Annotated in this window: 20 protein-coding genes, 2 pseudogenes and 1 riboswitch; of the genes and pseudogenes, 17 read left to right on the forward strand and 5 right to left on the reverse strand. The window is 70.4% G+C overall.

Annotated elements, in window-relative coordinates; all coding sequences use genetic code 11:
• Positions 1-128 precede the first annotated feature (128 nt).
• The 15 genes and pseudogenes from QP029_RS05495 (at position 129) to QP029_RS05565 (ending at position 16,362) form a co-directional block, all read left to right on the forward strand.
• The gene (locus QP029_RS05495) at positions 129-1,853 is read left to right on the forward strand and encodes a bifunctional uroporphyrinogen-III C-methyltransferase/uroporphyrinogen-III synthase (protein ID WP_284875813.1); all 1,725 of its coding nucleotides are present in this window, start codon (positions 129-131) and stop codon (positions 1,851-1,853) included.
• A gap of 134 nt (positions 1,854-1,987) precedes the next feature.
• Complete coding sequence (hemB, locus tag QP029_RS05500) at positions 1,988-2,938, forward strand: porphobilinogen synthase (RefSeq protein ID WP_284876162.1); 951 nt, start codon at positions 1,988-1,990, stop codon at positions 2,936-2,938.
• On the forward strand, positions 2,938-3,528 hold the full coding sequence (locus QP029_RS05505) for a hypothetical protein (protein WP_284875814.1): 591 nt from the start codon (positions 2,938-2,940) through the stop codon (positions 3,526-3,528). The genes hemB and QP029_RS05505 overlap by 1 nt, the downstream gene beginning before the upstream one ends.
• 4 nt (positions 3,529-3,532) lie before the next feature.
• A complete protein-coding gene (locus QP029_RS05510; protein WP_284875815.1) occupies positions 3,533-4,039 on the forward strand; it encodes a hypothetical protein in 507 nt (168 codons plus the stop codon).
• A 10-nt stretch (positions 4,040-4,049) separates the two neighbouring features.
• Positions 4,050-6,677: a heavy metal translocating P-type ATPase gene (locus QP029_RS05515; protein ID WP_284875816.1), complete on the forward strand. Its 2,628-nt coding sequence runs from the start codon at positions 4,050-4,052 to the stop codon at positions 6,675-6,677.
• 48 nt (positions 6,678-6,725) lie between these two features.
• A complete protein-coding gene (gene hemE / locus QP029_RS05520) occupies positions 6,726-7,787 on the forward strand; it encodes a uroporphyrinogen decarboxylase (protein WP_284875817.1) in 1,062 nt (353 codons plus the stop codon).
• The gene (locus QP029_RS05525) at positions 7,787-9,178 is read left to right on the forward strand and encodes a protoporphyrinogen oxidase (protein WP_284875818.1); all 1,392 of its coding nucleotides are present in this window, start codon (positions 7,787-7,789) and stop codon (positions 9,176-9,178) included. The genes hemE and QP029_RS05525 overlap by 1 nt, the downstream gene beginning before the upstream one ends.
• A gap of 6 nt (positions 9,179-9,184) precedes the next feature.
• A riboswitch (guanidine-III (ykkC-III) riboswitch) is annotated at positions 9,185-9,252 on the forward strand.
• A 17-nt stretch (positions 9,253-9,269) separates the two neighbouring features.
• Positions 9,270-9,584: a DMT family transporter gene (locus QP029_RS05530; protein WP_284876163.1), complete on the forward strand. Its 315-nt coding sequence runs from the start codon at positions 9,270-9,272 to the stop codon at positions 9,582-9,584.
• A gap of 179 nt (positions 9,585-9,763) precedes the next feature.
• Positions 9,764-11,080, forward strand: a complete 1,317-nt coding sequence (gene hemL / locus QP029_RS05535; protein WP_284875819.1) for a glutamate-1-semialdehyde 2,1-aminomutase — start codon at positions 9,764-9,766, stop codon at positions 11,078-11,080.
• A gap of 12 nt (positions 11,081-11,092) precedes the next feature.
• The gene (locus QP029_RS05540; RefSeq protein ID WP_284875820.1) at positions 11,093-11,695 is read left to right on the forward strand and encodes a histidine phosphatase family protein; all 603 of its coding nucleotides are present in this window, start codon (positions 11,093-11,095) and stop codon (positions 11,693-11,695) included.
• A 206-nt stretch (positions 11,696-11,901) separates the two neighbouring features.
• Positions 11,902-12,162, forward strand: a pseudogene (locus QP029_RS05545) (TlpA disulfide reductase family protein); the annotation flags it as partial.
• A gap of 138 nt (positions 12,163-12,300) precedes the next feature.
• The gene (locus QP029_RS05550) at positions 12,301-13,113 is read left to right on the forward strand and encodes a cytochrome c biogenesis CcdA family protein (RefSeq protein ID WP_284876164.1); all 813 of its coding nucleotides are present in this window, start codon (positions 12,301-12,303) and stop codon (positions 13,111-13,113) included.
• A 49-nt stretch (positions 13,114-13,162) separates the two neighbouring features.
• Positions 13,163-14,821, forward strand: coding sequence for a cytochrome c biogenesis protein ResB (locus tag QP029_RS05555; protein WP_284875821.1), 1,659 nt, complete (start codon positions 13,163-13,165; stop codon positions 14,819-14,821).
• A gap of 116 nt (positions 14,822-14,937) precedes the next feature.
• Positions 14,938-15,947: pseudogene (gene ccsB, locus QP029_RS05560) on the forward strand (c-type cytochrome biogenesis protein CcsB).
• Between the two features lie 139 nt (positions 15,948-16,086).
• Positions 16,087-16,362, forward strand: coding sequence for a helix-turn-helix domain-containing protein (locus tag QP029_RS05565; protein ID WP_284875822.1), 276 nt, complete (start codon positions 16,087-16,089; stop codon positions 16,360-16,362).
• Positions 16,363-16,370: 8 nt separating this feature from the next.
• On the opposite strand, the gene QP029_RS05570 is transcribed toward QP029_RS05565, so the two are convergent.
• A complete protein-coding gene (locus QP029_RS05570; RefSeq protein ID WP_284875823.1) occupies positions 16,371-16,853 on the reverse strand; it encodes a nuclear transport factor 2 family protein in 483 nt (160 codons plus the stop codon).
• Positions 16,850-17,215: a hypothetical protein gene (locus QP029_RS05575; RefSeq protein ID WP_284875824.1), complete on the reverse strand. Its 366-nt coding sequence runs from the start codon at positions 17,213-17,215 to the stop codon at positions 16,850-16,852. The genes QP029_RS05570 and QP029_RS05575 overlap by 4 nt, the downstream gene beginning before the upstream one ends.
• 72 nt (positions 17,216-17,287) lie before the next feature.
• Between QP029_RS05575 and QP029_RS05580 the strand changes: the two genes are divergently transcribed.
• Complete coding sequence (locus QP029_RS05580; RefSeq protein ID WP_284875825.1) at positions 17,288-17,629, forward strand: DUF4229 domain-containing protein; 342 nt, start codon at positions 17,288-17,290, stop codon at positions 17,627-17,629.
• Here QP029_RS05580 and QP029_RS05585 read toward each other — a convergent pair.
• A complete protein-coding gene (locus QP029_RS05585) occupies positions 17,604-18,806 on the reverse strand; it encodes an FAD-dependent monooxygenase (protein ID WP_284875826.1) in 1,203 nt (400 codons plus the stop codon). The genes QP029_RS05580 and QP029_RS05585 overlap by 26 nt on opposite strands.
• A 107-nt stretch (positions 18,807-18,913) precedes the next feature.
• Between QP029_RS05585 and QP029_RS05590 the strand changes: the two genes are divergently transcribed.
• Positions 18,914-20,065: a PucR family transcriptional regulator gene (locus tag QP029_RS05590; RefSeq protein WP_284875827.1), complete on the forward strand. Its 1,152-nt coding sequence runs from the start codon at positions 18,914-18,916 to the stop codon at positions 20,063-20,065.
• A 3-nt stretch (positions 20,066-20,068) separates the two neighbouring features.
• On the opposite strand, the gene QP029_RS05595 is transcribed toward QP029_RS05590, so the two are convergent.
• Both QP029_RS05595 and QP029_RS05600 read right to left on the reverse strand, forming a co-directional pair.
• Positions 20,069-21,010 (reverse strand): AEC family transporter, encoded by a 942-nt coding sequence (locus tag QP029_RS05595; protein ID WP_284875828.1) that lies wholly within the window; start codon positions 21,008-21,010, stop codon positions 20,069-20,071.
• Positions 21,011-21,919 carry a 1,4-dihydroxy-2-naphthoate polyprenyltransferase gene (locus QP029_RS05600; RefSeq protein WP_284876165.1) on the reverse strand — a complete coding sequence of 303 codons (909 nt, stop codon included), beginning with the start codon at positions 21,917-21,919 and terminating at the stop codon, positions 21,011-21,013.

Genomic DNA, 21,919 nt, shown 5'->3' on the forward strand with positions numbered 1-21,919 from the left:
CCCTTTTTACGCCGTCACCGGCCGGGGGCACACCGCTGCGATGGGCGTGCATTTGTGTCCTGACCTGTTGTGACAAACCATTTCCGGCCCGTTTCATGGCGGCGGGCCCGACATTAGAAAAGATCCGTATGAGCATGGTCCCCCAGACCTCCCAGCCGGGAAAGGTCGTCTTCGTCGGCGCTGGCCCCGGTAACCCCGATCTGCTGACCGTCCGCGCGCGTGAGGTGCTCTCCACCACCTCCGTCGCCGTCACCGACGAGGCAGTGCTCCCAGGGGTACGTGAGGTCGTCGCTGCCGCTCTCCCGGTGCCGAAGGAGCGTCTCGCCGCCGCGGAGGCGGAGTACGAGCGTATCTGCGCGGAGGCGAAGGAGGCGGGTGCCCGTCGTCGGCCGCCGCGTCCGGCGCCGCCGACGGCCGCGGACATCCGGGAACCGGTGAGCACTGATCCGGCGTTCATCGCCACGCAGCTGTCCGAGGCCCTCGCCGAGGCCGAGGGGGATGTCATCCGTCTGGTCTCCGGCAACCCGCTGACCCGGGACTCCACGATGGCGGAGATCGCCGCCGTCGCCGCCGCGGGCCTGGAGTTCCAGGTCGTGCCGGGCATGTCCCTGCCGTCGACGGTCCCGTCCTTCGCCGGCATCGCCCTGGGCTCCACCTACACGGAGACCGATGTCACCGGCGGCGGGGTGGACTGGGACCAGCTGGTCAGTGCCCCGGAGCCGCTCGTGCTCCAGGCCGGTGCCGCGGACCTGGAGACCATCGCCACCGAGCTGATCACCCGCGGCATGAGCGTGGACACCCCGGTGTCCGTCACCGTCAACGGCACCACCCGCCTGCAGCGCACCCACGATGCCACCCTGGGCACCCTCGGCCGGCTCGACGCCGAGCTGCCGGGCCAGCTGGTGGTCACCCTGGGCAAGGGTGTCGACGACCGCACCAAGTACTCCTGGTGGGAGAACCGCCCGCTGTACGGCTGGCGCGTCCTCGTGCCGCGCACCAAGGAGCAGGCCGCCGCGATGAGCGCCCGCCTGTCCTCCTACGGGGCGATCCCGCAGTCCGTGCCCACCATCTCGGTGGAGCCGCCGCGGAACCCGGCGCAGATGGAACGCGCCATCAAGGGCATCGTCGAGGGTCGCTACCAGTGGATCGTGTTCACCTCCGTCAACGCCGTGTCCGCGGTGTGGGAGAAGATCAACGAGATCGGCCTCGACGCCCGCGCCTTCGCCGGTGTGCACCTGGCCGCCGTCGGCTCCAAGACCGCCGACGCCATCCGTGCCCTGGGCATGACCCCGGAGCTGCTGCCCCCGGCGACGAAGCAGAACGCCGCGGGCCTGGTCGAGGTGTTCCCCGAGTACGTCGAGGACCTCGACCCGGTGGGACGCGTGCTGCTGCCGCGGGCGGACATCGCCACCGACGTCCTCGTCGACGGCCTGCACGAGGCGGGCTGGGAGGTTGACGATGTCGTCGCCTACCGCACCGTCCGCGCCGCCCCGCCGTCGGCGGAGATCCGCGAGATGATCAAGTCCGGTGGCTTCGACGCCGTGTGCTTCACCTCCTCGTCGACGGTGAAGAACCTCGTCGGCATCGCCGGCAAGCCGCACCAGCGCACCATCATCGCCTGCATCGGCCCGATGACCGCCGCCACCGCGCGCGAGATGGGGCTGCGGGTCGACGTGGAGCCGGAGATCGCCGAGGTCCCCGAGCTTGTCGACGCCCTCGCGGCCCACGTCGCACGCCTGCGTGCGGCCGGTCAGCTCCCGCCGCCGCGCAAGAAGCGCCGCGCCCGCCGCAAGGCTGCCCCGGAGGTGGCCACCGAGGCCGGTGCCGTCGTCGCGGAACCGGCGTCGGAATAGCACCTACGATGGGGTGGGCCGAGACCCCGCCCCCTGAGGAAGGACCAGTAGCCCCCGTGGCCTCCAACTCCCCGTCCCCGCTGTCCACCCCGATCCCTTCGCGTCGCCCCCGCCGGCTGCGGCGGAACGCGGCGATGCGCGAGTTCGTCGCGGAGACCACTCTGCGACCCGCCGACCTCATCCTGCCGATGTTCATCGCCGACGGCATCGACACCCCGCGGGAGATCTCCTCCATGCCGGGCGTGAACCAGCACACCTTCGACTCGCTCAAGCGGGCCGCGCACGAGGCGCTCGACGCCGGGGTGCGCTGCGTCGATCTGTTCGGCGTGCCCACCGACGCGGACAAGGACGCCGACGGCTCCCAGGCCTGGCAGGAGGAGGGCATCCTCAACCGGGCGCTGGCCGCACTGCGGGAGGAGTTCGGCGAGGACCTGCTCATCATGGCCGACACCTGCCTCGACGAGTTCACGGACCACGGGCACTGCGGGGTGGTGAGGCAGGACCGGTGGGGACGGGCGGTCGTCGACAATGACGCGACGCTGCCGCTGTACCAGCAGATGGCCGTGGCGCAGGCCGACGCCGGCGCCCACATCGTCTCCCCCTCCGGGGCGATGGACGGCCAGGTGCTCGCCATCCGGGAGGCACTCGACGAGGCCGGGCACCAGGACGTGGCCATCATGGCCTACTCCGCGAAGTACGCCTCCGCCTTCTACGGCCCCTTCCGCGAGGCCGTCGGCTCCTCCCTCCAGGGGGACCGCCGCACCTACCAGCAGGACCCCGCCAACCTGCGCGAATCCCTGCTCGAGGTCCAGCTCGACATCGACGAGGGCGCCGACTTCGTCATGGTCAAGCCCGCCCTGCCCTACCTCGACGTGCTCCACGCCGTCGCCGAGACCTCCCCGGTGCCCGTCGCCGCGTACCAGGTCAGTGGCGAGTACGCGATGATCCAGGCCGCCGGCCGCAACGGCTGGGTCGACCTCGACGCCGTGATGATGGAGTCGCTGACCTCCATCAGGCGCGCGGGCGCGGACCAGATCCTCACCTACTTCGCCACCGACGCCGCCCGGCTTATCGGGGGCCGCTGATGTCGGAGACGACGACCGGACTGGACACCCGCGCGGGGGCGGAGACGACGCCGCCCGCCGACGGCAGGCCCGAGATGCCCGAGACCATCCGGCTGCTCCTGCTGCTGTGGTCGCTGGCCATCGGAGGTGAGGTCCTCCACCAGATCCTCAACGTCGTCATCGCGCTCATCGACCCCGCGCCGCTGCTCGCCATGGCCCGGGAAGGCCTGAGCGACGAGGAGATCGCCAACCTCGGCGAGGCCACCGTCACCGCCAGCGCCTACGCCTCGGTCATCCTCATCGGCGTCATGGGCCTGCTCATCATGGGCCTGCTCGCCTGGGGACTCACCCTGATCAAACGCCGCTCGAGGCACGCCGGCACCGCCCGCCGACTGCTGCTGTTCTTCGGCATCTACTTCGGCCTGCGCATCCTGCTGCTGTTCATGGCGCCCGCCGGCGGCGGGGACGTCCCCGTCATCTTCTACCTCATCGACGGCAGCCTGCAGATCCTCGTCGGCGTCGCCGCGATCCTCGGCCTCGTCTTCTCCTTCCGGGTCGAGACCATGCGGTGGACCCGTGAGATCGACTCCGACAAGCCGGGGAGGGACTGACCCCGTGCCCAGCATGTTCCCCGGCATGTACGCCGACCCGAACGACCCCAACCGTCGGCCCCGCACCCCGGCCGGTGACCCCGACACCTGGCCAGCCTCGCTGCGGTGGAGCTACTGGCTCAGTGTCGCCGCCGCCATCGTCATGGTCCTCGCCGGCCTGGTCATGCTCACGGAGAACCCGCAGGCCGCCAGCGACGCCAACCCCGGGGCCGGCCGGGACCTCATCGAGGCCTTCCGTGGCAACCTCCGCTTCGTCGGTATCGCCAACATCATCACCGGCCTGCTCATCGCCGCGCTCGCCGCGCAGTTGAGGTCCGGCAGCCGCCTCTCGCGTCGGATCCTCCTCGTGGTCATCGCGCTGGCGGTGTTCCTCAACGTCGTCGCCTTCGCCATCCAGGTCGGCGGGCTGGCCATGATCCTCATCGTGATTCTGCTGGCCCTGGCCGCGTTCCTCATGTTCCGCCCGGACGCCAACCACTACGTGGCATACAAAACCGACGCGGAGCACTAATCTTCCAGACATGGAACGCAACGCCGATCAGGTGACCGCCGCGATCGCCGAGGCCCGCAGCGCCGCCGACGCCGCCGGCTTCGGCGACCGGGACGCCCGCGGTGATGATCCCGACATCGACCCGGCCGACCGCCCCAAGGTCTCCTACGGCTTCGAACTCGAGGGACTGACCAACGCCCCGGACGTCGCCGACATGGAGATCGCCCTCGAGGCCGTGCCCGGCGTCCGTGCCCGCATCGTCTACCCCAAAGCCACCGCCTGGATCACCGCCCCCGACACCGTCGACCCGGACGTCCTCGTGGAGATCATCGCCGGCTTCGGCATCACCGCGGTGCTCACCGACCTGTCCCTGCGCCGCCGCGTGCTCCGCGCGATGCCGGGGGAGGGGCTGGCCCAGCGCACCGACCGCCGGGACCGTCGGGAACGCAGCCCCCGCCGCGGCCCCTCCTGGAAGATCCGCCGCCACATCGAGGAGGAGGCGCGTCTCCTCGAACGGGCCCGCCGCGCCGGCTTCCTCGACTCCGAGCTCGACCGCCTGCGTGAACCGGAGACCGCCCACCCGGACGACGTCCTGTTCACCGCCCGGGAACTGCTCACGCCCACCCGCCTGGTCATCGCCCTGCTGCTGAGCATCCCGGTGCTCATCATGGCCTACTTCCCGGACTGGCAGTTCGACGGCTGGCAGTGGGCGAGCCTGGCGCTGGCCACCCCGGTGGTCACCTGGTGTGCGTGGCCCTTCCACCGGGCGCTGGTCGGTGGGCTGCGCCGCGGGCTCACGGCCCTCGACGGCGCCAGTTCGGTGGCCATCATCGCGGCCGTGGTCTGGTCCCTGGTCATGCTGCTGCTCACCTCCGCCGGGGACCTCGACTGGCGTTCCCACCCGGAGTGGTTCGCCTTCCGCCATTCCCGGATCACCGACGGTGAGCTGTTCCTCGACGTCGCCTGCGGCATGACCGTCCTGCTCCTGGCCGGCCGGCTGCTCACCATGCGTACCCGGGGCAGCCTGCTCGACGAGGTGGACGCCCGCCGCCCGGGGCCGCACCATCCCGTGCTCGTCGTCCCCAAGGGCCGAGGGCCGGGAAGCGCGCCGGCGGATGAGCGGATCCCCCTGCAGGAGGTCAACGTCGGCGATGACGTCGTGGTCACCGCCGGGGAGATCATCCCGGTCGACGGCGTGGTCGTCGGTGGTGCCTGCACGGTCGAACGCAGCATGATCGCCACCAGTGAGGTCGACCGGGAGCCCGTCAAGGTCAACTCCTACGTCTACGCCGGCACCCGGAACCTCGACGGCCGGATCAAGGTCCGCGTGGTCTACACCGGCCACCGCACCCGCCTGGCCGCCATCCACCAGTGGGTCTCGGACGCGAACCGGAAGCAGAACCAGTCGACCCTGCTGTCCACCCGCACCGCCTCCCTGCTCATCCCGGCCGCCCTCGGGGTGGCGGCGCTCGACTTCGCCCTGTGGGTGCTCATCGCCGGCAACTTCAACGCCGCCTTCGCCACCGCCCTCGCGGTGCTGGCGAGTGTCGCCCCGGTGGCGATCGCCCTGTCCCCGGCCCTGGCCATCCGCCACGGTGTCGAGTCGGCGGCCCGCAACGGGGTGCTCTTCCGGGACGGCGCGACCATCCGCCGCACCGAGACGGTGGACACGGTGGTGTTCAACCGGGTGGGCACCCTCGCGGAGACGGACATGACCGTGGAGACCGTGACCGCCGACCGGGGGGAGAACCCCGAACTCATCCTCCGGGTCGCCGGCGCCCTGGCGCTGGAATCCGACCACCCCGTCTCCCGGGCCCTGGTCCGTGCCGCCCGGGAGGCGCGCGACGCCGGCGCAGGCGGGGAGGAGATCCCGCACTGGATCGACGTCACCCACGCGGAGGTCGACTCCGAGGGCGGATTCACCGGACTCATCGACCTGCCCCTGGCGGAGGCCGACGGCAGCGTCCACCTCACCCAGGTGGAGGCGCGGCTGTGGCGGCCGCAGAACATGTCGGAGCTGCACGGCCGGTTGGCGGCGGCCGCGGTGTCCGGCGGCACCCCCCTGGTGGTGCGGTGGAAGGGCCGGGACCGGGGAGTGATCACCCTCCACGACACCGTCAAGGACGACGCGCAGGACGCCATCACCGAGCTCGACGATCTCGGGGTGGACACCGTCATGCTCAGCCGGGACACCTATCCGGTGGCCCGCCGCTTCGCCGACCGCATCGGCATCGACCAGGTTCTCGCGGGCATCGCCCCGGCGAAGAAGCCGCAGTCGGTCCGGGCACTGCACACCCGCGGGGCGACGGTGGCCATGGTCGGTGACGTCTCGGTGACCGACACCCTGCGGGTGGCGGACGTGGGCATCCTCATGGGCACCGACGACCAGGTCGACCGGGTCGCCCAGTCCGGCCACGCGGACGTGGACGTCATCGTCCTGCGCCCGGATGTCTCCGCCGTGCCGCAGCTGATCTGGCACGCCCGTCGCGTGTGCCGGATCATCGACCACAACATCATCTTCGCCTGGACCTACAACGGCCTCGCCCTGGCGGCGTCGGTCGCCGGCATCCTCCACCCCATGGCCGCCACCGTCCTCATGCTGGGGTCCTCCCTGCTCATCGAGGCCCGCTCCAACAGCGCCCGCAACTTCCCCCGCTAGGGGCCCGGCGGTTCGTGTTCCACCCGCCGGTGGACCACAATGGGGGACATGACACGCCGTAGCCTCCACGACGCCCCGCTTCTCGACGCCGCCGCCGGCCGCACCCCCACCCGCACCCCGGTGTGGTTCATGCGCCAGGCCGGGCGTTCCCTGCCCGAGTACCGCCAGGTGCGCGAGGGAATCGACATGCTCGACTCCTGCTTCATGCCGGAACTGCTCGCCGAGATCACCCTCCAGCCGGTGCGCCGCCACGACGTCGACGCCGCCATCCTCTTCTCCGACATCGTCGTGCCGCTCAAGGCCGCCGGCGTCGGCGTGGAGATCGTCCCCGGACGCGGACCCGTGATGGATGCGCCGATCCGGACCCGCGCGGACGTCGACAAGCTCCCGATCCTCGAGCAGGACGTGGACGAGGTGACCCGCGGCATCGGGATCATCCTCGACGAGCTCACCGACACCCAGGCCCTCATCGGCTTCGTCGGCGCGCCCTTCACCCTGGCCAGCTACCTCGTCGAGGGTGGGCCGAGCAAGAACCACGAGACCACCAAGGCGATGATGCACGCGGAGCCGGAGACCTGGCACGCCCTCATGCAGCGCCTGACCCCGACGATCATCCGCTTCCTCCAGCTGCAGATCGACGCCGGCATCGACGCCATGCAGCTGTTCGACTCCTGGGCCGGATTCCTCACCGAACGCGACTACCGCGAGTTCGTCCTGCCGTACTCCACCGAGATCCTCCGCGCCATCGACGACGCCGGCATCCCGCGCATCCACTTCGGCGTGGGCACCGGCGAGATCCTCGGCGCCATGAGCGAGGCCGGCTCCGAGGTCATGGGCGTGGACTGGCGCGTCCCGCTCGACGTCGCCGCCACCCGCATCGCCGCCGCCTCCGGCCCGAAGGTCCTCCAGGGCAACCTCGACCCGGCCATGCTCTTCGCCGGCCGCACCGTCCTGTCCCAGGAGGTCGCCCGCATCAAGGCCGAGGCCGCCGCCGCCATCGACGCCGGCGACGCCACCGGCCACATCTTCAACCTCGGCCACGGTGTCCTGCCGAACACCCCCGCCGAGGCCATCACCGAGACCGTCGCCATCATCCACGAGGAGCACTAGTGCGCTACGCCATCATCGGCGCCGGCCTCGCCGGCCTCGTCGCCGCCGTGGAGATTCGCCGCGCCGACCCGGACGCCCACATCGACGTCCTCGAGGCCGAGGACCGTATCGGCGGCAAGCTGTTCACCGTCCCCTTCGAGTCCGGCCCCACCGACATGGGCGCCGAGGCGTTCCTCGCCCGGCGACAGGACGCCGTCGAGTATGTGGCGTCCCTCGGCCTGGGCGACGAACTCGTCCACCCCTCCGGCCTGCGCTCCCTGGTCTACTCCGGCGGCACCGTCCACGATCTGCCGGCCGGCGGCGTCATGGGCATCCCCGCCACCTCCGCCCCCGTCGCCCACCTCGTCTCCACCGACACCGCCGCGCGTATCGACGCCGAGGGTGACCAGGACAGCATCCCCTGGCAGGTCGGTGGTGACATGAGCGTCGGCCGCCTGGTCCGCGAACGCTACGGCGACGAGGTCGCCGACCGCGTCGTCTCCGCCCTGCTCGGCGGCGTGTACTCCTGCCAGGCCGACGACCTGGGCATCCGCGCCACCATCCCGCAGCTGGCCGTCGCGTTGGACGAGTTGGCCGAGGCAGGGGAGAAGGTCACCCTCTCCGGTGCCGTCGCCCGCTGCGAGGCCGCCCGCCCCACCCCCGCGCCGGGGGCGGTGCCGGCGCCGGTGTTCGCCACTTTCCGTGGCGGCTACGCCCAGTTCTACGAGGCCCTCGCCGAGGCCTCGGGTGCCGACATCCACCTCGACGCCTTCGTCTCCGGCATCACCCGCGGCGTCGGCGGCTTCACCATCACCGGCGGTGGGGAGGGCACGTACGACCGCGTGCTCCTGGCCACCCCGGCCCCCACCACCGCCATGCTGCTGCGCCAGTTGGTGCCCGCCGCCGCCGAGGCCCTCAAGGCCGTCAAGCTCGCCTCCTCCGCCGTGGTGGGCATGAAGTTCGACTCCGCCGAGGGGCTGCCGGAGAACTCCGGCATCCTCGTCGCCGCGGACGAGCCCGAGGTCCAGGCGAAGGCCTTCACCCTCTCCTCGAAGAAGTGGCCGCACCTGGGGGAGCGGGGCGGCGCCCTCGTCCGTGCCAGCTTCGGCCGCTTCGGCGACGACGCCATCGTCCGCGCCGACGAGGACGCACTTGTCGACTGGGCCCTCGACGACCTGGAGACCCTCACCGGCTTCGACGGCCGCGCCGCCGGCCTCGCCGAGATCTACGTCCAGCGCTGGTTCGGCGGCCTCCCGCGCTACGACGAGACGCACCTGGCCACCGTCGACACCGTCCGCACCGCGCTTACCGACGCCCCCGGCATCGACGTCACCGGCGCCTGGACCGGCGGAGTGGGTGTCCCCGCCGTCATCGCGGACGCCCGCGCCGCCGCCACCCGTTTGCTAGGCTGATCAGGCGTAGCCCGGCCGTGGTGGCCGGGCCCGGACGAGGGAGCCGTACCCGGAGTCGCGACAAGACGGCCAGAAAGACACTGTCGTGACCATCTCGTGGATCATTCTGCTTCTCTCCGGCGCCTTCGAGGCCGTGTGGGCTGTCGCCCTGGACAAGTCCGCCGGCTTCTCCCGCCTCGGCCCCTCCATCGTCTTCGTCGTCGCCCTCATCATCTCCATGGGCGGGCTCGCCTGGGCGCTCAAGACCCTCCCACTGGGCACCGCCTACGCCGTGTGGGTCGGCGTCGGTGCCTCCCTGGCCGTCATCTACTCCTTCGTCACCGGGCAGGAAGCCGTCAGCGCCCTGAAGATCCTCTTCCTGCTCATGGTCGTCGGAGGCATCGTGGGCCTCAAACTCGCCAGCTGACCCGGGCTCAACACCCGGGTGCAGGAGATCCGGGAGCAGTTCCCGGCCGCCCGCTCCGAGGCGACGGCGACCGCCCACCCGGCGGCATTGCGGGAGGTTCCGGGCCGGTTGGTGGGTCCGGCGGACAGGTGACCCCCACCATATGGACTACCCCGGACCACCCCCTACAATGGGGAGCCATGACTTCCGCTGATGTGACCTCGGCCCACACGACTGCGTCCGCCCGATCCTTCGATCGCGCCCGCGCGCTCATCCCCGGTGGCGTGAACTCGCCGGTGAGGGCCTTCGGTTCCGTCGGCGGCCAGACCCGCTTCATCGAGTCCGCGTCCGGGTCCCGGCTGCGTGACGTCGACGGCAACGAGTACGTCGACCTCGTCTGCTCCTGGGGCCCGATGATCCACGGCAACGCCCACCCCGAGGTGGTCGAGGCCGTGCAGCAGGCGGTGACGAAGGGACTCTCCTTCGGCGCGCCGACCAACGCGGAGACCGAGCTGGCCCAGATGATCGTCGACCGCACCAGCGTGGAGGAGGTCCGCCTGGTCAACTCCGGTACCGAGGCCACCATGTCCGCCGTCCGGCTGGCCCGCGGATTCACAGGTCGACCGAAGATCATCAAGTTCGACGGCTGCTACCACGGCCACGTCGACGCCCTGCTCGCCGCCGCCGGTTCCGGGGTGGCCACCTTCGCCCTGCCGGACTCGCCGGGTGTCACCGGGGCCTCGGCCGCCGACACCATCGTCGTGCCCTACAACGACCTGGAGGCGGTCAAGGCCGCATTCGCGGAGCACCCGGGGGAGATCGCCTGCATCATCGCCGAGGCCGCCGCGGGCAACATGGGCACCGTCGCCCCGCAGGACGGCTTCAACGCCGCACTGAAGGAGATCGCCCACGCCGACGGTGCCCTGCTCATCCTCGACGAGGTCATGACCGGTTTCCGCACCTCCCACTCCGGCTGGTTCGGGGTGGACGGGGTGGCCGGTGACCTCACCACCTTCGGCAAGGTCGTCTCCGGTGGTCTGCCCGCCGCCGCGTTCGGTGGCCGCCGCGACATCATGGAGCACCTGGCCCCCACCGGCCCCGTCTACCAGGCGGGCACCCTGTCGGGTAACCCCGTCGCCATGGCCGCGGGCATGGCGTCCCTGCGACTGGCCTCCGAGGACATCTACCCGGTGCTCGAGGCCAACGCCGACCGCCTGGCCGGGCTCATCTCCACCGCCCTTCAGCGCGAGGGTGTGGCACACCACATCCAGCGCGCCGCCACCATGCTGTCCATCCGTTTCGCCGAGGGGCAGGGCCACAACTTCGACGAGATGAAGGCCGCCGACACCTTCCGGTTCCCGGCGTTCTTCCATGCGCTGCTCGACCACGGGGTCTACGCCCCGCCGAGCGCGTTCGAGACCTGGTTTGTGTCCACCGCGCTGACGGACGATGATTTCAAGCGGATCGAGGACGCACTCGTCCCCGCCGCGAAGGCCGCCGCCGCCGCAACCGCCTAAAGGAACCCCGCCATGAGCACCACGATCGTCCACCTCGTCCGTCACGGTGAGGTCCACAACCCGACGAAGATCCTCTACGGAACCCTGCCGGGCTACCACCTGTCGGCCCGGGGCCGTTCCCAGGCGGCGCGCACCGCCCGCTCCTTCGAGGACCATGACGTCACCTATCTCGCGGCCTCCCCGCTGCAGCGCGCGCAGGAGACCGCCGAGGTCGTCGCCGAGATCACGGGCCTGGAGGTGGACACCGTCGACGAGATCGTCGAGGCCGGTAACCGCTTCGAGGGGCTGCGCACCAAGGGCTGGCGTTCCCAGCTGTGGAACCCGGTGCGCTGGCCGCTCATGCTCAACCCCTTCGAGCCGAGCTGGGGTGAGGCCTACGTCGACATCGCCGAGCGCATGATGGGCGCGGTGGAGAAGGTCCGCCGCCGCGCGGAAGGCCACGAGGCCATCCTCGTCAGCCACCAGCTGCCCATCGTCATGGTCCAGCGCGCCGTCCGTGGTCTGCCGCTCGCGCACGCCAGCCGCGAATGCGACCTGGCGTCCGTGACCTCCCTGGTGTTCCAGGACGACGAGATCACCGACATCTTCTACTCCACCCCCGCGAAGGACATCTGAGCATGCGCCGCACCAGAGCAGCAGCCGCGGCGGTCGTCGCGACGGCGGCCCTGACCCTCACCGCCTGCACCACCGACTCCGACAGCGCGCAGAACGCCGTCGCCGTCGGCGGCACCTTCCAGTTCCACTCGCCCGGCGGGCAGACCGAGATCTTCTACGCCGAGGACGAGCGCGCCCCGCTCCCGGACTTCAGCGGTGAATCTCTCATGGACGAGGGGGAGACGATCAGCCTCGACGACTACGCCGGCGAGGTCGTCGTCCTCAACGCCTGGGGCCAGTGGTGTGCGCCCTGCCGCTCCGAGGCCGATGACCTGCAGGTCATCCAGGAGGAACTCGAGCCCCTCGGCGGCACCGTGCTGGGCATCAACGTCCGCGACTACAACCAGACCATCGCGCAGGACTTCATCACCGACAACGGCCTGACCTACCCGTCGATCTACGATCCGCCGTTCCGCACCGCCGCCGCCCTCGGTGGCGTGCCCACCTCGGTCATCCCGACGACGATCGTCCTCGACACCGAGCACCGCCCCGCCGCGGTGTTCCTCCGCGAGGTCACCTCGCAGGACATTCTCGACGTCGCCCTACCGCTGGCGCAGGAGGCCCTGGTGGTCGACGTCGTCCTGGCGCAGGGCATCGGCCAGCAGTTCGCCGACGCCGCCGCCTCCGGCCCACTGCTGCTGGGCATCCTCGCCGCCGCCGCGGCGGGACTGGTGTCCTTCGCCTCCCCGTGTGTGGTGCCGCTGGTGCCGGGGTACATGTCCTACCTGGCGGGAATCGTCGGCGGTGAGATGCGGGTCGATGAGAGACACGGCGCGGTCGTCGCAAAGAAGCGCCAGTGGGCGGTGGCGGGTGCCGCACTGCTGTTCATCCTCGGCTTCACCGTCGTGTTCGTGCTGGCCACGGTGACGGTGTTCGGGGCGATCAGCCTGCTCACCCTCAACGCGGAGACCCTCATGCGGATCGGCGGGGTGATCACCATCCTCATGGGCATCGTGTTCATGGGCATGGTCCCCGCACTGCAGCGCGACACCCGCATGGCGCCGAAACGCTGGACCACCTGGGTCGGCGCCCCGCTGCTCGGCGGCGTGTTCGCCCTCGGCTGGACCCCGTGCCTCGGGCCGACGCTCGCCGCGATCATCTCCGTCTCCGCCGGCACCGAGGGCATGACCGCCGCCCGCGGCGTCATCCTCATCATCGGCTACTGCCTCGGCCTCGGCCTGCCGTTCCTGCTCATCGCCCTCGGCTCCGCCCGCGCGATGCGGTCGGTCGACTGGCTGCGCCGGCATTCCCGCACCATCCAGATCATCGGCGGCGTGCTCATGATCCTTGTCGGCATCGCCCTGCTGTCCGGCGCGTGGGCGCACTTCATCAACGTCGTCCGGCAGTGGACCGTCGAGTACGGCGCGACGCTCATCTGACCGTCGGCACCGACCAGCACCAACAATTCAGGAGTGGAAAGTTAACGCGATGCGCACCGTCTGGACGTACCTCAAGAAGGCCTGGCACTGGCTGACCAGCATGCGTACCGCACTGGCTCTGCTGTTCCTGCTGGCCATCGCCGCCATCCCCGGCGCCCTGCTGCCGCAGCGCAGCCTCAATGAGGAGAACGTGGCGGAGTACATCGCCAACAACGGCCGCCTCGCCGAGATCTACGATCGGCTCCAGCTCTTCGACGTCTTCCAGTCCACCTGGTTCGCCGCCATCTTCCTCCTGCTCACCCTCTCCCTCATCGGCTGCATCCTGCCGCGGACCTGGGACCACTACCAGGCGATGAAGACACCGCCGACCCGGGCACCGAAGAACCTCGGGCGGCTGCCGCTGCACGCCGAGGGGACCATCGACAAACCGATGGCCGAGGTCGCCGACGACGCCCGCGGGCTGCTGAAGAAGTGGCACGTCGCCGAGTACCAGCCCGACGACGACCGGGCCGGCGCCTTCTCCCTCGCCGCCGAACGCGGCTACACCCGCGAACTGGCCAACCTCCTGTTCCACCTCGGTCTGGTGGGCATGCTCATCACCATCGCCGCCGGCCGGATGGTCTACTACGAGGGCCACGTCATCGTGGTCACCGAATCCGGCAACTACGAGACCCCGGAGATCACCCAGAGCACCGAGTTCTGCAACACCTCCACCGCCAACTACGACTCCTTCCGCGCCGGGCCCCTGTTCGACGGCACCGGCCTGACCACTTTCTGCTTCGACGCCCACGACTTCGCCGCCGACTACCTGCCCAACGGCCAGGCCGAGATGTTCACCTCGAACATCTCCTACGCCGTCGGCGACGACATCCTCACCCCGACCGAGGAGTGGACCGACTACGAGCTCAAGGTCAATCACCCGCTGCGTGTCGCCGGTGACCGCGTCTACCTGCAGGGCCACGGCTACGCCCCCACCTTCACGGTCACGTGGCCCAACGGTGAGACCCGCACGCAGACCATCCAGTGGCGCCCGGACGACCCCACCTTCTTCCTCTCCTCGGGCGTCATGCGTTTCGATCCGCCCGCCGGCATGTACCCGGACCTGTTCGACCGCCGCCAGAACCAGATCGCCATCCAGGGCCTGTTCGCCCCGACGGCCGAATGGTCGGGTGAGAACGGTGAACTGCTCACCTCCAGCTACCCGGCCATGCGTGACCCGGCCGTGGCCATTGACGTCTACCGCGGTGACGCCGGTCTGGACACCGGCCGGGCCCAGTCGATCTTCAGCCTCGATCCCACCCTCCTGCACTCCGGGCAGCTGCAGAAGATCGAGCGCGTCAACCTCACCCAGGGCGAGTCCGTCACCCTAGACGACGGCACCGAGGTCACCTTCGACGGGGCCAGCGAGTTCGCCAACTACCAGATCTCCCGCGATCCGTTCCAGCCCTGGGTGCTGGTCACCTCGGCCGTGATGCTCGCCGCCCTCGTCGGTTCCCTGCTCATCCGCCGCCGCCGCATCTGGGTCCGGCTCATCCCCGTCGACGAGGGTGTCACCCGCGTCGAGATGGGTGGCCTCGCCCGCACCGACCGCGCCGGCTGGGGCGGCGAGTTCGAGGACATCCACCGCGCCCTGTTCGGCCTGGAGGACCCGGACGAGATCGACGACGATGACCTCGTCCCCGACCTGGATGAACAACCCGTCCGCTGATCCACCGAAAGACGGAGTTCCGGTGGTCCGAGGGTTGGATTCGCCAGGCAGGGTGGGGTAGCGTCGAGACGTAACTCCGCCTGTTCCACCGACTCCCCGAAGGTGTCCACCTCGCCATGCCTGTCAACACGACACTCTCCAGTTTCTCCGACACCGCCTTCGTGACGGCACTGATCATCTACTTCGCCGCCCTCGCGCTGTCGCTGTTCTACTACGTGAAGATGCAGGGCGTCATCGACGCCCGCCGCGCCTTCGCCGCTGAGCGGGAACTGGTCACCGTGGGAGCGTCCCCGACCGGGGAGCGTGTCGACGCCCCCGTGGGCGACACCACCGTCCCCTCCCGTGAACAGGCCCGCCAGCGGGAGGCCGCCACCGACCGGATCGGCGGCATGGCCCAGGCGCTGGTGTGGCTGGGCATCATCGTCCACGTCGTCTCCGCGGTGCTGCGTGGCCTGGCCACCGAACGATTCCCCTTCGGCAACCTCTACGAGTACGTCCTCGTCATCACCGCCTTCACCATGATCGCCGCCGCCGTGGTCATCCAGCGCAAGGAATGGCGCATCGTCTGGCCGTGGCTGCTCGTCCCGGTCCTGGCCCTGATGTTCTTCGGCGGCACCAAGCTCTACGCCGACGCCGCCCCCGTCGTCCCGGCCCTGCAGTCCTTCTGGTTCCCCATCCACGTCACCACCGTCTCCGTCGGCGCGTCGATCGGCATGCTCTCCGGCATCGCCTCCCTGCTCTACCTGCTGCGCATCTGGCAGCCCAAGGGCAGGAGCACGGCTTCTTCGGTGCCGTGGCCAAGCCGCTGCCCACCGCGAAGAAGCTCGACGCCCTGGCCTACAAGTCCGCCATCTTCACCCTGCCGATCTTCGGCCTGGGCATCATCCTCGGCGCGATCTGGGCGGAGGCCGCCTGGGGTCGGTTCTGGGGCTGGGACCCGAAGGAGACCGTCTCCTTCATCACCTGGATCCTCTACGCCGCCTACCTCCACGCCCGCGCCACCGCCGGCTGGCGTAACCACGGTGCCGCGTGGATCAACATCGTCGCCCTGGCCACGATGATCTTCAACCTGTTCTTCATCAACATGGTCGTCTCCGGCCTGCACTCCTACGCGGGACTGAACTAGCGGGACTGAACTGAGCGTCTCCTGAGGTCACATCAGGGTCACATCCCACCGTCACCCCTGCCGGTATAACGTCGGACACACTATGCTTGTTGTGACAAGCAAAAGAAGTGTCCCAGACCCCGACCAAGGGGAGGCAGTGATGACCGGAACGTCAGCACCCCGCAACAAGACCGGCAAGCCGGCGGGCGATGACCCTGAACTCATCGCGCTCGGCAGCCAGCTGGCCCAGCGGCGCCGTGACCTCGGGCGTCTGCAGCAGGATGTGGCGACGGAGGCCGGAGTGTCCCGGTCGACGCTCCACACCATCGAGCACGGTGGCACGGGGGTGCGCTGGGAGAAGGTCGCCGCGGTCGCGCAGGCCCTGCGCCTGAAGATGACCTTCGCGGACACCTCGGACAGGTCTGAGAAGCGTTAACGCCTGACCTATTTCAGGCGGGGCATCAGCCGGGTCTCCAGCGTCTGGGTGATCCCCGCCAGCGGGGCCGCCGCCCGGGAGGCGAGCGCGCCAACCCGTCCCATCGCGCCACGTCGGGTCAGCCCCGGGCCGATTGACGCGAGCAGCGCCACGGCCGCGGGCATCGGCCGGACGAACAGGGTGATCTCGTCGATGAGCCCGTCCGCCGACAGATGGAGCCACTGGATCTCCTCCAGGTTGGCTCCCCGCAGCGTCGCGGTGCCGTGGAGGGCGAAGTCCCGGTCCGCGCCGGTGACCCGTCGGATGTCAATATTCTCGAGCAGCTCGAAGGCGGCCGCCATCACGGCCATCACCTCGTCGGCTCCCCGGAAGTCGAAGCCGTCGGTGAGCGGGGAAGTCAGCCGGACGTCGTCGGCGAGCTGGTCGCGCATCACCGCCAGGTCGAGGGCACGGTCGGCCTCGACCCAGGCGGTGACGGCGGCCGGGGTCATGGCCGGGTGTTCCCGTCGGTGGGATCGGTGCCGGGGTCCGGGGTGTCGGGGGTGTCCGGATTCTCCGGTGAATCGGGGGTCCCGGTGCCCGGCCCGGGGTCAGCGGCGTCGTCGTCCACGTAGCGTTCCCGGGCTCGTCTGACCCGCTCCTCTTCCTCGCGGGCGGCGGCCTCACGGGCGCGGCGCTGCTTGAAACGGTCCTTCTCGATGTTCCACAGGAACTCTTCGTCATCGTCCGGGCCCTTGATGGCGCGCGGAGTGGCACCGGCCTTCTGGTTGCGCTTCCATGAGCTGGGCCCGAAGGCCTTCCACACCAGCACGACGGCGACGATGATGAGCAGAATGAGCAGCAGACGTCCCATGAGTTCCTCCTTCTGCATTCCACCTTACGGTGCCTGGCAACCGGGGAATGCGGTTGAGTAGGCTCTACTGGTGTGACCGCACCTGACACGCCCCCGCAGCCTGAGTCCGCCGCCGCCCCGCCGGAGGTGGATCCGGCCCTGCAGCGGCGGGCCAATGTCGCGCTGCTGAAATACGGCGGCGCCCGGCTGGCGTTGTTCCTGGTGCTCACCGTGGTCATCCAGCTCGCCGCGGTGCTTATCGACGCCCCCGTGCCCCTCGTCATGTCCGCCCTCCTGGCGCTCATCGTCGCGCTGCCGCTGTCGATGCTGCTGTTCCGCGGCATGCGGGAGGAGGCCACCCGGGCGGTGGCGGAGCGGGCCCGCCAGCGCCGGGAGCGCAAGGACTGGGTCAAGCGCGAACTGGAGTCCCGCTAGGCGCGGCGACGTGCTCGTGGATCCACGCCATCGACTTCTCCCAGAAGTCCGGGGCGCCGAGTCGGGCATTGCGGGCGTCCGCGAGTGGGCCGTCGGGCAGGTGGAACACGTCGGCGGCGGCCAGTGAGGTGATCTGGACCCGGCGGGTCCGGTCGACGCGCAGATCCTGGTAACGCTGGCGGGCGGCGTCCCAGCCGGTGCCGTCCGCGAGGCCCTCGATGAGGCAGTCGGCGAGCACGATGGCGTCCTCGATGGACTGGTTCGCACCCTGACCGTGATGGGGGACCATGGCGTGGGCGGCGTCGCCAAGCAGGGTGATGCGTCCGGAGCTCCAGTGCTGCAGCGGTGGGCGGTGGAACAGTGCCCAGCGCTCGGCGGCGGGGACGGCGCCGACCATCTCCCGGATCGCCGGGTGCCAGTTCTCCACGGCGCGCACGTGCTCGCCCTCCTCGGCGGGGATGACCCAGGGCTTGGCCGGCCACGGCCCGTGGTGGCGCTGCACGAGGAAGAAGTTCTGCGTCCCGTTGCCGATGGGGTAGTGGAGCATGTGGCCGCCGGGGCCCAGCCAGAACTGGATGGCTTCCGGGTCGGGGAGGGAGGGGACCTGCTCCGGCGGGACGAGGCCGCGCCAGGCGAAGCAGCCGGAGAACTGGGCGTCGTGGTAGCCGAGGATCTTGCGGCGCAGCCCCGAGCGGACACCGTCGGCGCCGATGACCAGGTCGGCCTCGACGTGGTCGCCGTCGGCGAAGTGGACGATCGCGGACTGTCCCGAATCGTCGACGTCCACGCACCTCTTGTTCAGGTGGATGGCGTCGTCGCCGAGGGCGGTACGGAGCATGAGCTGCAGGTCCGCGCGGTGGACTCCGTAGTAGGGGGCGCCGGCGCGGTCGTGGTACTCCGCCCGGGAGAGCACCCGGCCGATGGTGCGGCCGTCGCGGGCGTCGCGGAAGATGAGCCCGTCGACGTCGGCGGCCTTGTCCGCGAGGTCCGCCCCGATGCCGAGGCGGTCGCGGAGGAATCGGGTGGAGTTGGCGGAGAGGGCGACGGCGGCTCCGACCTCACGGAGCTCGGCGGCCTGCTCGTAGACCTGCGGGTCGAGGCCGCGGCGGCGCAGTTCCGCAGCGAGGGTGAGGCCGCCGATGCCGGCCCCGATGATGGCGATGCGTGGGGAAGTCATGTCCTGCACCGTACGGGTGACGCACGGGTGGATTCATCGGCACGATGTGGCAATGCGGGGACGAGATTTCCGACACTCTGTCGGACTGCTCCGCTAGGATCCGGTGGGTGGACCGCTCACCCGAACTTGATGACGCCCTTCAGGACCTGTCCGAGGAACTCGGCTGCCGCCTCGTCGTCCTCGACGCGGGTATGAGGGCGGTGGCCTGGTCCATCCACGAGTCCCCGGAGGACCGTCGGCGGCTGGCGCACCTGCTCACCCACAGCGACTCCTGGGAACGCCCGCGCACGTCGCGGACCCCGCAGCAGGTGATCGAGATTCCCGGTGTCGGCCCGCTCCTGTTCACCCGGCTCGTCGACGCCCGCCGGCAGATCGTCGGCCACCTCGTCCTGCCCTCGACAGGGAGCCCGCCGCCGGAGCTGGGCCACGCCACCGAACGCCTGGCTGCCCTGCTCCAGGCCCGGCAGCAGAATGCGGCCGGACGATCGGCCCGCGCCCACGAGCTCACCGTCGACCTGGTCGCCGGCGACGCCCCCGTCCGGGCCCGGGCGGCCGAGGCCCTGATCGCCGAACGGTTCCTCAGCTCCTCCGCCAGCTACTGCGCCGTGGCGCTCGGCGTCGACCCCCGGACGGCCGCGCCGTCGGACCATGAGAAGGCCGGGCAGGCCGTGGCCCGCACCCTCGGCTTCGTGCGGGAGACCTCGACCGCGACGGTCGTCGGCGGGGTGTTGGACAACCAGGTCGGGGTGCTCATCTTCCCCCGCCCGGTCGTCGTGCCACGCCTGGTCCGGATTCTCGCCGACCCGCAGGTCACGCCGGTCCGCGCCGGGGTGGGCACCCTCATGGCACTGGAGGAGGCTCCCCGGTCCTTCGAACAGGCCCGCCTGGCGTGGCGGGCGTCCTGGTTGGCGCCGCGCGACCACGGAACCGTCACCACCTGGGATGCCGCGGGACTGGACGCCACGCTGGCGCGGATGCCCCTGGAGTCCTTCACCCGCGCGGACCTTCCCCCGGTGGTCCGGGACCTGCTGGGGGCGGTGGATTCGCCCGACCTCATCGCCACGCTCACCGCGTACCTCGACGCCGGCGGTGACGCCCGACGCACGGCAGGTGAGCTGGGCATTCACCGGTCGACGCTGTACTACCGGCTGGACAAGATGCGTTCCGTCATCGCCGGTGACCTCGCCGACGGCGCGGTGCGCGCGGAACTGCACACCGGCCTGCGCATGGCCCGGCTCGCGGGCCTGCTCCCCGGGTGAGGGTCAGCGGCCGAAGAGCAGCGCGATGCCGAGCATGACCGGCAGGGAGCCGAAGGTGGTGAGGAAGACGGTGTCGCGCGCCATGATCATGCCGCGCTGGTAGGTGGCGGCGTAGTTGTACACGTTCTGGGCGGCCGGCAGTGCGGCGAGGATGACGGCGGCGTAGAGCTGGGTGTCGTCGAGCCCCATGCCCAGGCCGATGAGCCAGGCGATGAGGGGCATGCCCACCAGCTTGAGGGCGGTGGCGACGATCGTGCCGGGCCGGTCCGCCGGGGTGGTCAGGGGTGCGGTGTTGCGCAGGGAGGCGCCGAAGCTGATGAGGATCATCGGGATGGACGCGCCGCCGAGGATCTCCAGCGGGGTCATCACCGGGGCGGGGATGCTGATGCCTGCCACCGCCACGATGAGCCCGAGGAAGGAGCCCAGCACGATGGGGGAGAGCAGCGCGGTGCGGACGGAGTCGCCGATCTTCGCGGCGGTCGACCGGCCGCCGCCCTCGTCCGGGCCGGCACCGAGCCCGGCGAGGATGAACGGGGTGACGATCACCATCTGCAGCACCAGGACCGGCACCACATAGGTCGCCTCCCCGAGGACGTAGATGCTCACCGGCAGCCCGATGTTCACCGAGTTGAAGTAGCTCGACGACGCCGCCCCCATCGTCGTGGTGGGCAGATCCTGGCGGAAGAAGCCCAGCGAGGCGAGGATGTAGATGAGGGAGGTCGCGGCCGTCGCCAGGAAGATGACGACGATGACCGGGGAGAACAACGTCGACGCATCCGAGTTCGCCACCGAGGTGAACAGCAGCGCCGGGGACGCGGCATAGAAGGCGACGCGGTTGAGCACGAGCCGTTCGCGGTCGTTGTTGATCACGCCGAAGCGGGCGAGCAGGACACCGACGCCGATGACGGCGAGGATGATGGCGAACCCGGTGATGACCCCGCTCATCTACACCCCCGGGGCGTTGAACGCGAGGACGGCGGCCGTGATCACGGCCCACAGCAGCATCGCCTTACCCGTCGTGCCCAGTACCGGGATGAGCTCGCGGCCGCTGGTACCGCGCAGGACGGTGAGCATCCCGGCGATCGCCAGGGGCAGGGCGAGGACGGCGACGACCAACGGGGTGAGTTCGGCGCCCATGATCAGCGACATGACGAACGGCGTCGCGGCCAGGACGGCGTAGAGGATGCGGGTGCGGGCATCCCCCAGGCGCACCGCGAGGGTGATCTTGCCGGCGGCGGCGTCCGTCGGGATGTCACGGAGATTGTTCACCAGGTTCACGCCCGCGGAGATCGCGCCGATACCCACCGCACAGCCCGCACCGATCCAGGTGACGGCACCGAGCTGGGTGTACTGGGTGCCCAGGACGGCGACGAGGCCGAAGAAGATGAACACCGCCACCTCCCCGAGTCCGAGGTAGCCGTAGGGGTTCTTGCCGCCGGTGTAGAACCAGGCGCCGGCGATGCACAGCGCGCCGATGAGGATGAACCACCAGGCGCTGGCCAACGACAGAATGACACCCGCCACCCCGGCGACACCGAACGCCACGAAGGCCACCAGTCTGACGTGCTCCGGTCGGGCGAGCCGGCCGCCGGTCAGGCGCGCCGGGCCGGTGCGGTCCTCGTCGGTGCCGCGGACGCCGTCGGAGTAGTCGTTGGCGTAGTTGACCCCGATGATCAGCGCCCACGCCACGACGAGGGCGAGCAGCGCCCGCCACCAGGAGAAACCACCGGCGTAGGCGGCGGCACCGGAACCGACGATGACGGGGGCGAAGGCATTGGGCCAGGTGTGCGGGCGCGCGGCCTGCCACCAGTCCCGGGGGTGGCGGAGTAGGACATGGTGGCCATTGTCCTCCAT

Origin of the sequence: Corynebacterium suedekumii, assembly GCF_030252185.1 — a bacterium.
Lineage (GTDB): Bacteria > Actinomycetota > Actinomycetes > Mycobacteriales > Mycobacteriaceae > Corynebacterium > Corynebacterium suedekumii.